This is a genomic window from Klebsiella variicola (assembly GCF_000828055.2).
Classification (GTDB): domain Bacteria; phylum Pseudomonadota; class Gammaproteobacteria; order Enterobacterales; family Enterobacteriaceae; genus Klebsiella; species Klebsiella variicola.
Genome location: NZ_CP010523.2, coordinates 751705 through 763973 on the forward strand (window position 1 = coordinate 751705; position 12269 = coordinate 763973).

A 12269-nucleotide genomic window follows, 5' to 3' on the forward strand; every position below is an offset into this window, starting at 1 on the left:
GCGGATCGATTGCCAGAAAAGGGCGTTTTTAGCCGCTTTTGGCGAGAAAATGGCGATTTTAATCAGCGTGTTATCTGATATCTGAAAATGTATTTTCGAAAAGATTCTATGGGGAATAGGTCTTAATGGCACAGAGGATACGGCGTGGTAGAAACCCACAGATATAGGGCGCAGAAAAGCAAAACCCAGCCATAGGCTGGGTTCGCTGAATAAGTGGTGCCCGGACTCGGACTAACGCCGGAGGCGTTGAACAGCGCGCTTGTCGCGCTGGCCCCGAAGGGGTGAGCTGCTGTGCGGCGAATAATCGAACGCAGTTCGATGGAGAGTCCGGATGCAGAAAAGCAAAAACCCGCCTTTTGGGCGGGTTCTCTGAATAAGTGGTGCCCGGACTCGGGAACATTCAGTTACTTACCAATTTGATTTTTATCATAAATTCTTCTGCTACTTATTGTCAAGACCCAGAGGTTGACCCTCATTTCTACTTGTAAATCATAATGATGGATTAGTCATCAAGAAAGGAATTCAATTCGAACCTTTGGTACGATTCCCTTTTTAAGATCGTAAAGACTTTTACCTCGCCTGCCTCCTGATCTAATTGTGAAATAACCCAATGTTTAAAAAGGGTTTTGGGTGTACTATCCAAAGGTTATTTTATGTTCAGGGAGGTATCATGCCACAACTGCTTCGTATCATTCTTATACACACTCACCTGCCTGGCGTTGTTGAAATTCAACTGGATCAGCATACCAATATTTGTGGAACTAATGCTTCCGGGAAAACAACTCTGCAACGCCTCGTCCCGGTTTTCTACGGTGAACAGCCCAATAAAGTGGTGCCAAGAACGCGGAAGAAGTTCGACGAGTTTTATCTCCCTTGCAGCAATAGCTATATTATTTATGAATACCAGCGAGATACTGGCGACAATTGCCTGGTTGTTTTGACGGGTAAAGGTGAGGGGGGCGTAGAATATCGTTTTGTTAGCGCGCCTTATCATGCGGACTTTTTCCTTCGCTATACCGAAGATGGTGCGAAAGGGCTGAGTTATAACGAATGGTCTGCTCAGATGCGCAGCCGGGATGACGTCTCAGTTTCAGCCAAAATAGGTTCAACGACGGAGTACCGCAGCATCATTCAGAATGATGTAGCGTCATTACGCGGTAATTCGACGGAGACGATGCGGTTACGTCGTTTGGCGGCATCGTTTAGTCTGGTGAGTGGTAACTATAAGCTCAGACATATTGAGAAATTAGTGAGCGCCGTTCATGCCGGTGAAGGCAAAATGGAAACGCTCAAAACCATGCTGGCGGCGATTTTTGCCGATGATGGTGTTACGCTCCCGCAAACAAAAGTAAAAAGCAGCGTTGCGCGGGAATGGATCCAAAAAATGCGCCAGTCTCTGCGTTACGATAAATTGCAGCAGGAGTTTGAGCTCTTACAGCGCCTGGGCCTGAAACTGGATGATACCGAGGCGCAGTTAGCCGCGCTTCACCCTCTGTTAAGAAATGATGAACAAACTCAGAAGCAGAAAAGGGCGGATGCAGAACAGCAACTTATTCAGCGGCGAGGAGAGCTTGTCCAATTAGAGGATTATTTTAATCAACAGAGTCGTGAACTGAACGATCAATTAAGTAAAACACAAAGCGAATTAAAAACGGTTCAGTCATGGCTGGATTATGTCCAGGAAGAAAACGATCGTTATGAACGTAAAGATATCCGCCTTTTGCAGACGCACATGGACGAATTACCTCAGTGGCGAGAGGCGCTTTTAGCGCAAAGTGAGCAATATCAGCTTATGCAGGATCAAGTGGGGGAGCTTTCCAGAAAATTTGAACAGCACAAAGCAAAACTTCAGGAAGCCTTTTACCACCAAAATCAGTTGAACCAGCAAAAAATTCAGGATTGCCAGCGGGAAAAAGAGGGCATCAGGGATAAATTTGATAGCCAGAAAGAGATATTTCGGCAGCACTTCGAAGAGCGAAAACAACAGCAGGAAAACCACTATGGTGAACAACTGGAGATTATTTCTCGCGATCGGACGACTATTAGCATTGAGCTTAAACATTCCCCGTTAACCGCTGAAGAGCATGAAGAACGCCAGATTGCAGAGTTGCGTATTGAGCAGGCTCAGGAGTGTTCATTGCAACTGGGCGAGCGACGACAAAATGCGCAGAAAAAGCTGTCCGAGGCCCGCAAACAGCAAGATAGCGCAGAAAAGCAACTGCACGATGCCCGCGCCAACCTGCATCAGGCTGAGGAACAATTGCAGCAACTGCATCGCCAGTTGGATCCTGAACAGGGAACATTACGCTACTTCTTGCGTTCACGCTACGAGGGTTGGGAGCAGAATTTAGGCAGGGTTCTGAATGAAAACCTGCTGGAACGTAAAGACTTGCAGCCTGATCTAAGGGAGCTGTCGGAATCGCTGTACGGCCTGCAACTGGAATTAAGTGTGCTGGATATGCCGGATTTTGCGCAGGATGAAGCTTCAATTCGACACAGTCTTGATAAGGCAGAGCAAATCAGGGCGCATGCTGAAGAGGTGAAGAAAACGGCAGAAGCCAGCTTTCAGGAGCAGCATCAGAACGTCAGGTTCCTACAATCACAAGCGGACGAGTGTGAAAGACAATATCAACGCCAAAATCAGGAAGTCGGCTATGCCCGTGATGCCCGTACTCGTTTAATCGCAGAGCATGGGGCGCTGGAGCAAGAACGCCAGCAGGAAAAACGAGCTCGCTTAAGCACATTAGAAAAAGCGCATATTGAATTAACACAGCAGAAAGAACACGATCTCCGCGCGTTAACGGACGAACATAATGCGCAAACGCTGCAATGGAGTGTCGACCTTCAAAGTGAACAGCAGCAAATTGATGAGAAGGTGGAAGAACTGTCCCGGCAGATAAACAAAAAACGCGCCGATATGGAAGAACAGATAAGAATATTCCAGCAGGCTCTGGACGATGATTTAGCGAATAAGGGAATTGATCCCCGCGAAGTTAAAATATTACGGGAGCGCATTGAAACGTTAAAAAAAGATATTCAGTCGGTTGAAGAACGTCGGGATGAGCTGACCGAATGGCTGCGTTTTATCAAACTTGACTGGGAACAGCTGCGCCCTGAGAAACAGAAGCAGGAAGGTGAACTCTCTCAGCAGAAGCGTGAACTGTTGCAATCAGAACGTCAGTTAAAAGCAGAGTATCAGAATAAAAAAGACAGGCTTAATGATGAGAGAAAGCACTATGATACGTTGATGCGTCAGGCTGGTGAACTTGTTAGTCAGTTAAAGGTATTGCTGGACCGATTATTGCCTCTGCCGCTGGCCGAAATTGTTCCGGCTTATATTGATTCCGCCGCTGATATCAATGAGCGGATGTCACGTACCAGTGATATGCTGGAGCAACACGCCAGCGTGACCCGTACGCTGGAGAGCAAACTGAATGAGTTTAAGTCACGCTTTAATCAGGATGCAGACCCTACTTTCCTTGAATTATTGGACTCTGAAATTGGTAAATTACCCGATCCTTCAAGGACCCGGCAGCAGTTGCCAATACTTGAGAAACTTCTACAGCTTCTTAAAGATAAACAGCAGCAATTGCTGGAGATGGGAGAAAATATCGGTGGCGATCTGAAAAAATTCTTTGATGTTTTCAGTGATATCAATCGCCGAATTTCGCAACAAAGTCGACGCTTAAGCGATGCGGTTACCGACGATTTGCAACTGGAAGGCATCAATAAATCAGAGGTTCGCATTTTATCTACTATCGACCAATTACGATTCTGGAAACCATTAAAGCGCTTTGCTCAAAGCTATAGTGACTGGCGTTCGTCTGGTCAGCAACTCCCTCCCGAAAGCTATTTGAATGCCCTGATGGATGTGGTTGAGCTGCTGCATGCCGATGAGCGTTTCACTATGGAATCGTTATTAAACCTCGAACTTCATCTTAATGAAGGTGGGGAAGATATTGTTATCAAAAACGATCGCCAGCTACTGGAAGCGTCAAGCCATGGTATGGCCTATCTGATCTTGTGCAAGTATCTTTTGGCGTTCACGCGTTTATTAAGAGGCAAATCAGACGCCGTTATTCACTGGCCTATTGATGAAATCGGCACGCTGGCTTACCACAATGTGGAGAAATTATTTATTGCCTGTAGCCATAATAATATTGTAATTGTGGGCGCTTTTCCGAATGCGGAGTCTGATGTGTTAATGCTGTTTAAGCACCGTTATTTGCTTGATGCCGATCAGCTTGAGCCGACTCAGCGCAGGCTGAAAAGGATCCAGCCGAAAGTGAGCCGCCTTTCTGCCCGACTGGCGCAGATGGAACAGGAGGCAATATAATGCTGGAATATGGACTTTTAATCAAAAGGCTACTGACCGGGGAATTTATTTGCCGTATCAACGACCCAGATGCTTATCGTCATTTACAGGATGAGAGTGCCCGGCAAGCGATGGACAACTATTTGCGCCCTCTTAACTACAGAATTGTCAGTAATGAAACGCAAACTGTCTATTATGCGGGCTTTTGTGAGATGAATCACGATACCCGCAGCCAACTGATGAATCAGTTTAAGGACATTATCTCTTCTCTGCTGCCTCTGCTTGAGTGGTTACAACTCATACAGGAGACGCAAGGGCGGGAGAGTACGCTGACAGCCGGCGACTATATCAGGTTGTCGGAAATCATGACGCGTGTAGAGGATAATCAGAGTCTGCAACAGCGTCTGAATCAGCTTTCCAGCGATCGTTTTTTCAATTGTCGAAGTGATTCCATTGATCTCCAGCTCAAACAAATTTTTCGGCGTTTGAAAGAGCACGGCTATGTCAGACAACCCAACGCCGAGCAGCAGATATTTATTGCTACGGGGAAAATTGATTATTTGATTGATGTGATCCGCTTTATCCGTGATGAAGAGCATTTACCGGTTGAAGACACACCGCCTGTTCAGCAGGAGCTTCTGTAATGGCGCAGGAGATTTCTTCGTTATCCGGTCTGTTTAAAAACGGCGCTGAACGGCTGGCGTTGTTGGGAAAATACCATCACGCCTTAATGAAGGGTTATGTCGATGGGTTTATTGATGAAACGGCTTTTAGCGACCAGACATTAAAAAAGCTGATTGCAGCACGTATTGTATGGCGTCCTGATGAGCAACAACCGCTGATGTTACGCCCGCTGGTGAGTGAACTTATCGCCAGCATGGTTGCTGATGAGAGCCGACGGCAGATTAATGCGGATGTGGCAGAAAAACTGGAGCAGATCCGCAATAAGGTGCAGGCTTGGCGCGATGCTTATTATAAAGGTGATTACAGTATTGCTGAACGGCAAATGCAGAGGCTGACTGAGCTTGTTCACGATCTCTGCGGGCAATTTGAAGAGGCGATCGACAGCCTCTGGCACCGTCTGAATAATGATTTCGGTTTCGTCAGCAGCCTGAATGAAAAAATTAACGAGAATGCGCGGGCGCAAAACCAGGTTCGTCGGTTGCTTGATGGGCTGGATTTGATCGTTTTCCATGAATTGATAGAGTTTGCTGAAAATAATAGCTCACTACGTAAATTATTAGTGAGTCAGTTACAATTGCGTGTCAGTCTTCACCATAGTTCACTACTGGCCGTTCAGCAGCGTCTGGTGGATCTGATGGCTAAATTTCGCCAACAGCAGTCGCGCACATTATTAGTGACAAATATGGCTGCTTTTTTGCGTCAGCATCCACAGTATCAACCCGCCAGCTACCCGGAACGCCGGGAAGTGCCGGATGTATTCAATATTGCGACTTCACTTTCACTGCAAGCCTCCATTTCGCTCGACAGACCCGTGGATCGACAGGTGATGGCGGAGATGTTGCTCGTTTTGCCTCGGGCATCGGTTATGCCTCCGCCTGTGCCAAAAAGTGCGGGCTCAGTCATACCTCCCATTGATGAGGAGGTCGCTGCTCGTCAGGTTGCGCTTAAAATGGACGTTGAGGATTTTTATGTTTTCGCTGCCGGACAATCCGGGCCGGTGAGTGCGCTGCATTATCTGACGGAGAATCATCTGAACTGGGACAGCGAGATATGGCTTTATCAGGTCATTACGGAATTTCAATCATTGCCGTTAGCGGATAAACCGCGTTTCTGGCAGCGTTGTGATGAGCGTCAGGCCAGCCCGGTAAACGATCTGCGTATTATATTGGATGTGAGTATTGGCGTGAGGGTAAAATGACCGAAGCAGAACCGTTGTCGTATAACGCACTCGTCTGGCTGAAAAAACTTGATCATCGCCTGAAAGCGAAATATAGCGAGAAGAAAAAGACAGACGGTAAAATCGTGACTCAGGTTTTGCGTTGGTGTACTGCGCTGGATTTGATCCCAGCTAACAGTCTGTTGCTGCCTGAGTTCCTTTTTACAGTGGCATTGCTGAATAAGATTTCAGATACTCAACAACGTCTTAAACAGGCGAACTTTCGTGACGATCTTAGTTTAAAGAGCCGCATTGAGAGTGCACAGTTAAGCGATCAGGAGATTAAAACGGCGGGAGTTCGACCACAGCAGCATCGGGTACTGCTCCATCTTAATCAGCCCTTAGTCAATGAGTTGGGGGTGACTATTGAGGTTGTCGATACGGATTGGCGTAATATTACGCTGACACAGTTTGATGTTCTTATCGTGGTGGAGAATCAGGATTGCTTCTACCATCTGGCGCTTTTTGATTATTCCCGGTGCGATTTCCGTTCGCCTCTGATTATTTACCGTGGCGATCGGGCATATAGCAAGGGGGCTGTTGCGTTGAAGCGTTGCTGGTTGAAAACAGGGAAAACTGCGATCTATTTTGGCGATTTTGATCCGAAGGGAGTCAGTATCGCGATGAATGAAGGTTATCATTTTATGTTATTACCTTCGCCAGACGCGGTGATAAAAAAATCCTCTCCAGTGATGTTTCCTGATGCACAGTTAAAATTCTTACCTCAATTATTAAGAGGTGAGATACATTACCATTTTCGTGACTATCTGTTGGTTTTGGAAAAACATCAGGCACTGAGGCAGCAAAAAATGCAGGGAGATATTCTACGGGTGGTTTCGCTGTTAATGAGGGATTTTCTATAATGAACCGTACATTTATTTTTTCATAAAAAATTAATAGATTATGGTAGGTTATCGTAGATTATAAGGGGAATAGAATGGGTGAACTTGTTGAACGTAAAATTGGTAAAAACATAATTAGCTGGCTTCCTCTCGATGATAAGATACTTTCTAGAGATGACGTTTATACTTCATGGTGTGGTTCTAACTTTATTTTTAAGCAAGAGAATGCAAAATTTAATATTCAAGGGTTACGCCCCCCTCAGGTCGGTGGAATATATGCAGCATTAGGGGCTGAGATGTCTGATGACAATAGTGCAGCAACAATCGTTATGCCTACCGGAACAGGTAAAACTGAAACGATATTATCTATGGTAGTTGCCGGTAAGTTTGAACGTACCTTAGTTATTGTCCCTTCAGATGCTCTTCGTGAACAAATAAATACTAAATTTATTCATCTTGGTTTATTACGAAAATTAGGTTTAATTGGAGAAGATATTGCTAATCCTGTTACTGCTATGGTTAAGCAAGGAATCGACAATGAAAGTGATTTGAATGCAATTTTAGATTCAAATGTTATAATCGCATCTGCTTCTGTACTTTCTAAGTTTTCTCCTGATTATTTTTCAAAATTAACTCAGAAATGTTCCCATCTTATTGTGGATGAGGCTCATCATGTTACTGCAGCTACATGGGCAAGAGTTAAAGCTTGTTTTGATGAGAAATCTGTTTTCCAGTTCACGGCAACACCATTCAGGACTGACCGTTCCAGGGTCGAAGGGAGAATAATATTTAACTATCCATTGAAGAAAGCCCAAGACGATGGTTATTTTAAACCAATAGAATTTCATCCAGTTCGTGAATTTGTTGAAGAATGTTCAGATCAGGCCATTGCCGAGAAAACTATCATGCTTTTGAGAGCAGACCTGGCTGCAGGTTTTAATCATATAGCGATGGCAAGAGCCCAAACAATTAAAAGAGCAACAGAAATTTTCGAGTTGTATAAAGATGAAATTGATCTCAATCCTGTTCTTATAAACAGCAAGGTAAAGAAAAAGAGTGAGGTGTTGGATGCTATAAAAGCGGGAAAGCATAGAATAATTATTTGTGTCGATATGCTTGGTGAAGGGTTTGATCTGCCACAACTTAAAATATCAGCAATTCATGACCCTCATAAAAGTATTAATATAATGCTCCAGTTTACGGGGCGATTCACACGAACAACGCAAGATGTTGGAAATGCTAAATTCATTGCAAATATTGCTAATGCTGATGTTAATGAAAGTTTAGATGAGTTATATAAAGAAGACTCTGACTGGAATAATATAATTAGTGATATCAGCTCAAAACAAATACGGTATGAAAAAGAATATCAGGAATTTCGTTCAAAATTCACAACGCCTAGTAAACTTTTAGATTTAGGACTTACCCCAAACATTAGTACTACAGTTTATAATATGAAGTTAGCTGCATGGGATCCAGATAAGTTTCATAAATTCTGTAGTAAATATTTTCAGTTGATTGATTTTGTTCTCAATGATGAAAAGGATATTTTGATTTTTTCAGTGAAGTCATATAATCCAGTAGGCTGGACAAGTTCCAGAGAACTATTCGATGAATCATGGGACTTATATATTGCTTTTTATGATAAAAATTTAAATTTGTTGTTTATTCATTCATCCGCAAAAGATGGACTGGTAAGAAAGCTTGTTGAATCAATTGCACATAATGCTTCTCAAATTCAGGGGGAACGTGTCTTTAGGGCATTGTCTGGTGTAAAAAGACTCAAGTTACAAAATGTTGGTTTAAATAAAAATAAGAAAGGTTTACGTTATTCAATGCATACAGGTACTGAAATAAATGATCAGATACCAGATATTGAAGCTAAGAGATCTATAAAATCCAATATCTTTGGAAAGGGATATGAAAATGGAGTTGCGGTAAGTATTGGATGCTCATATAAAGGAAAGATCTGGGCTATGGACAGTGATTCTTTAGATAAATGGATTTTATGGTGTAAAGGGGTTGGAAATAAGATACTGGATAATACAATCGATACAAATAAGATAATGAAAACAGTTATGCAGACTGAAGAGATTGAAGAGTTTCCTGCTCTTAACCCGCTGGCTGTTGAATGGCCTGTAGAATTATTGAGGAAAAATGAATCTAAAGTCACTATTACATCATCAACGTGGACCGAAAAAATTATCAATTGTGAGTTAACATTCTCAAATATTCAATCCGGTGGAAACAAGTCATGGGACATTGAATTAACTAGCATCCATGGTAAGAGTTTAGTGACTGCAACAATCCTTCAAAAAGGAGAGGTTAAATTTACGTCCCTTGATGATTTAGATATTATTTGGGGAGAGCAAAAACATAAATTAACTGATTTTTTTAATGAATATCCTCCTGTTTTTTTTATGGCAGATACTTCAATTATTGATGGTGGGTTCAGATATTATCCATGTGAAGAATACGCATATCTATATGAAATAAATAATATTGATAATTGGGATTGGTCTGGCGTAGATATCTCTGTAGAATCACAAACTGAAAAGAAACTAGTTAACTCTATTCAATATCATACAATCCATAAAATCCTTGATAGTTATGATGTTGTTTTTGATGATGATGGTGCTGGAGAGGTTGCAGATATAGTTGCAATTAAGAATATTAATAATAATGAACTTATTATTGATTTATATCACTGTAAGTACTGTTTAAAAACGGATGGAATTGCACGCCCAGGAGCGAGAATTGATGATGTGTATCAGGTAGCAGGTCAGGCAATAAAAAGTGTAAAATGGTTTGGTGATAAAGAAAAACTTATCCTACGTTTAATTGACCGTGAACGCAGTCGCCTTGCTAAAGGGAAAGCCTCAAGAATAGAAAAGGGAAATCTTGACGATCTCTTTAATTTGGCAAAAATTTCCCGATATTCCTCTTTTCGTTTAGGTATTTCAATTGTTCAACCTGCAATATCTAAAGCTGTCATATCAAATGAACAGCTTTCTGTTTTAGGCGCCACTGAGACTTATATTAACGAAGTGAGTGGTGTAAAACTAAAAATCATAGTTAGTCAGTAGATTATGTAGGTCATTATTGAGTTATATGGAGTTATTTTATTAGTGTTAACCTGATAACACTATGTAAATAACTCTATAAAAAATAACAAACGCAATCGTATGATCTGGCTTGAGGCTTTCTATAAATTTGAATTATTAGATAAACTATATTTGTGCCCCAGAGTCACGCATAAACCGATTGATTTCATCTTGCGCATGGCGAAGACGATCGGCAATGTCAGTAAATCGGTCAGGCTGATGAAAGAACATTCCTCCTTCCACCGCCGTTTGATGATCTCCGGCGATCGCGGCGAACCGTTCATCGTCGTCTGGCAATAGTTGTAACTTTCCGACAATGACCTGAGTAAAATCCACGCCCGGCACGGGCCAGCGACGTTGCTTCATTTCGACCACATTCTGCATGGCTTCCTGCGTTTCATAGGGGTTGGCAAAATGATTACGCAGCAGGCAGTCCACATCATACCAGTGGCGTGCCAGTCGGGCCGGATTTGGCGCTTTGGTTTGCGTGCAGAACTGGTGCAGCGCCGTCAGCTTTTCCCAAAGAATATAACCGGTGTCATAAGCGTTTACGGTCGCGGTGGGTAACTGGAGTGTATCCATGCCTGCAATCCCGGACAGATAACTTACAACAGGCATCAGATCGGTTGGCTTGCCACGATTTCGTCCGCCAAATTCCAACAGAATATGATCGCGCTGATAGGCCATACTGTCTTCTTTCACCCGTGGGAAATAGATATCGACTTTTTCGCCACCGCTGTCGGGCTCCATGTTTGCTTCAAGGCCCGGAATTTCATAAACCTGAAAGCGTTGGTTTAACCGTTCTGCCAGCGCGTTTGTCCATTCTGTTAAGCGCTCTTGCTGCTGCTCTCTGAACCGACGATTCTGGCTGTTATTTAGCGTGCTTTGCTCCCATGCCTGCTGTTCTTCCTCTTCTGAGTGACCTGCCAGATCGGCCCAGTGAACAGAAAGATCGATATCTTCAGAAAAACGCTCAATCACGTTCCAGCATTTGCTTAACGCCGTTCCACCTTTAAACGCGACAGATAATTCTCCCAGCAAATCCTCATTAAAAAGCAGTCGAAGGATCTCCGTTACCCAGAGATCCTTTTCCAGAAAACTGGCTCCCAGCCCGGAGGGATGCTGCTGCGCCGCGTAAGAGAGGATTTCCTGAAGCTCGCTACGTTGTGATGCGTTCCGGTAGTAATCAAAAATGTTCATCAGAGCGCCTTTTGCAACGCTATAAGCTGCGAGCGCCAGGCGTGAAGCGCAGGCTCATTCATTAACTTTCCGGCAATCTGTCGCGCTTTAGCGGACGGGATGCGGAGCCGATGAAAAGCATTCTTCAGCGTTTCCGGTGGAGTATGTTGCTGATCCAGACTCAACAAACCACGCATCAGCTCTCCTTCAGGTCGGTTCAGCCAACGTAACCGGCTTGCTGATTTGTGCTGGATCCGGACCAGCTCATTGCCGACACGAAACTCTCGCGTAGGGCCGTTTGACCAGTAGATACGTTTAACCGGTGCCTGCGTTTGCAGCCCTAACCGGTAAGCGGCTTCCAGTCCCTGAAGGGTGATTTTGTAACCGCGTTCTTTTGCCCATGCGGCGGCAACCTCATTGGCACTAGCGACTATGTTTACGGATGGAAGATTTTTCAACGGTTTTGGCCGAGAGTAGAAGCCTCGTTCGACCCGGACCAGCAGGCCTTCTTTGACCAGACGACTCATTGCCTGTTGTACCGACGCACGGCTTCCCAGCGAATAAAATCCGCTGATGGAAAAGGGGATGCCACGCTTCATACGGTGAACCCGCTGGCGGGCCAGAGCGGCAACAGACATTAATTCTCCTGGACTGACGTTTCATTATAATGTGGATTTATTTTAGACCATACATACCATGGTATACAAGAATATTGATGTCAGTAAAAATTTGTATATATCGATAGAATTAGTTGCAGGGATTTCTAATAAGTGACCCTGTTAATTTCTGTCTTAGGCCTCAGCGTTTAGTGGTTCCTCATTGCGTCTGAATCTGGGGCGTCTTGTTTTCGGGGCTGCTCTGTCCAACCGAGAATCTGGGCCGGCAATTGGCGCATGCAGTGATTGGTATCTCTGACTGTTTCAAAAGGA

7 protein-coding genes are annotated in these 12269 nt (G+C 43.9%); 5 read left to right on the plus strand and 2 right to left on the minus strand.

Annotated elements, in window-relative coordinates:
* Positions 1–670: 670 nt before the first annotated feature.
* The 5 genes from SP68_RS03590 to SP68_RS03610 all read left to right on the plus strand — a co-directional run bounded on the left by SP68_RS03590 (position 671) and on the right by SP68_RS03610 (position 10143).
* Complete coding sequence (locus SP68_RS03590; RefSeq protein WP_022064530.1) at positions 671–4336, plus strand: ATP-binding protein; 3666 nt, start codon at positions 671–673, stop codon at positions 4334–4336.
* Positions 4336–4959: a condensin complex protein MksE gene (locus SP68_RS03595; RefSeq protein ID WP_022064531.1), complete on the plus strand. Its 624-nt coding sequence runs from the start codon at positions 4336–4338 to the stop codon at positions 4957–4959. Before SP68_RS03590 ends, SP68_RS03595 begins: the two co-directional genes overlap by 1 nt.
* Positions 4959–6197, plus strand: a complete 1239-nt coding sequence (locus tag SP68_RS03600) for a hypothetical protein (RefSeq protein ID WP_022064532.1) — start codon at positions 4959–4961, stop codon at positions 6195–6197. The genes SP68_RS03595 and SP68_RS03600 overlap by 1 nt, the downstream gene beginning before the upstream one ends.
* The gene (locus tag SP68_RS03605; RefSeq protein ID WP_022064533.1) at positions 6194–7078 is read left to right on the plus strand and encodes a DUF7281 domain-containing protein; all 885 of its coding nucleotides are present in this window, start codon (positions 6194–6196) and stop codon (positions 7076–7078) included. Before SP68_RS03600 ends, SP68_RS03605 begins: the two co-directional genes overlap by 4 nt.
* A 74-nt stretch (positions 7079–7152) precedes the next feature.
* A complete protein-coding gene (locus tag SP68_RS03610) occupies positions 7153–10143 on the plus strand; it encodes a DEAD/DEAH box helicase (RefSeq protein ID WP_040968871.1) in 2991 nt (996 codons plus the stop codon).
* 144 nt (positions 10144–10287) lie between these two features.
* On the opposite strand, the gene SP68_RS03615 is transcribed toward SP68_RS03610, so the two are convergent.
* Positions 10288–11361 (minus strand): nucleotidyl transferase AbiEii/AbiGii toxin family protein, encoded by a 1074-nt coding sequence (locus SP68_RS03615; RefSeq protein WP_022065632.1) that lies wholly within the window; start codon positions 11359–11361, stop codon positions 10288–10290.
* Positions 11361–11978, minus strand: coding sequence for a DUF6088 family protein (locus tag SP68_RS03620; RefSeq protein ID WP_022065633.1), 618 nt, complete (start codon positions 11976–11978; stop codon positions 11361–11363). The genes SP68_RS03615 and SP68_RS03620 overlap by 1 nt, the downstream gene beginning before the upstream one ends.
* Between the last annotated feature and the right edge of the window lie 291 nt (positions 11979–12269).

Coding starts and splice junctions, on each gene's coding strand:
- SP68_RS03620 (WP_022065633.1), bottom strand. CDS start 11,978: ATGTCTGTTGCCGCTCTGGCCCGCCAGCGGGTTCACCGTATGAAGCGT.
- SP68_RS03595 (WP_022064531.1), top strand. CDS start 4,336: ATGCTGGAATATGGACTTTTAATCAAAAGGCTACTGACCGGGGAATTT.
- SP68_RS03615 (WP_022065632.1), bottom strand. CDS start 11,361: ATGAACATTTTTGATTACTACCGGAACGCATCACAACGTAGCGAGCTT.
- SP68_RS03605 (WP_022064533.1), top strand. CDS start 6,194: ATGACCGAAGCAGAACCGTTGTCGTATAACGCACTCGTCTGGCTGAAA.
- SP68_RS03590 (WP_022064530.1), top strand. CDS start 671: ATGCCACAACTGCTTCGTATCATTCTTATACACACTCACCTGCCTGGC.
- SP68_RS03610 (WP_040968871.1), top strand. CDS start 7,153: ATGGGTGAACTTGTTGAACGTAAAATTGGTAAAAACATAATTAGCTGG.
- SP68_RS03600 (WP_022064532.1), top strand. CDS start 4,959: ATGGCGCAGGAGATTTCTTCGTTATCCGGTCTGTTTAAAAACGGCGCT.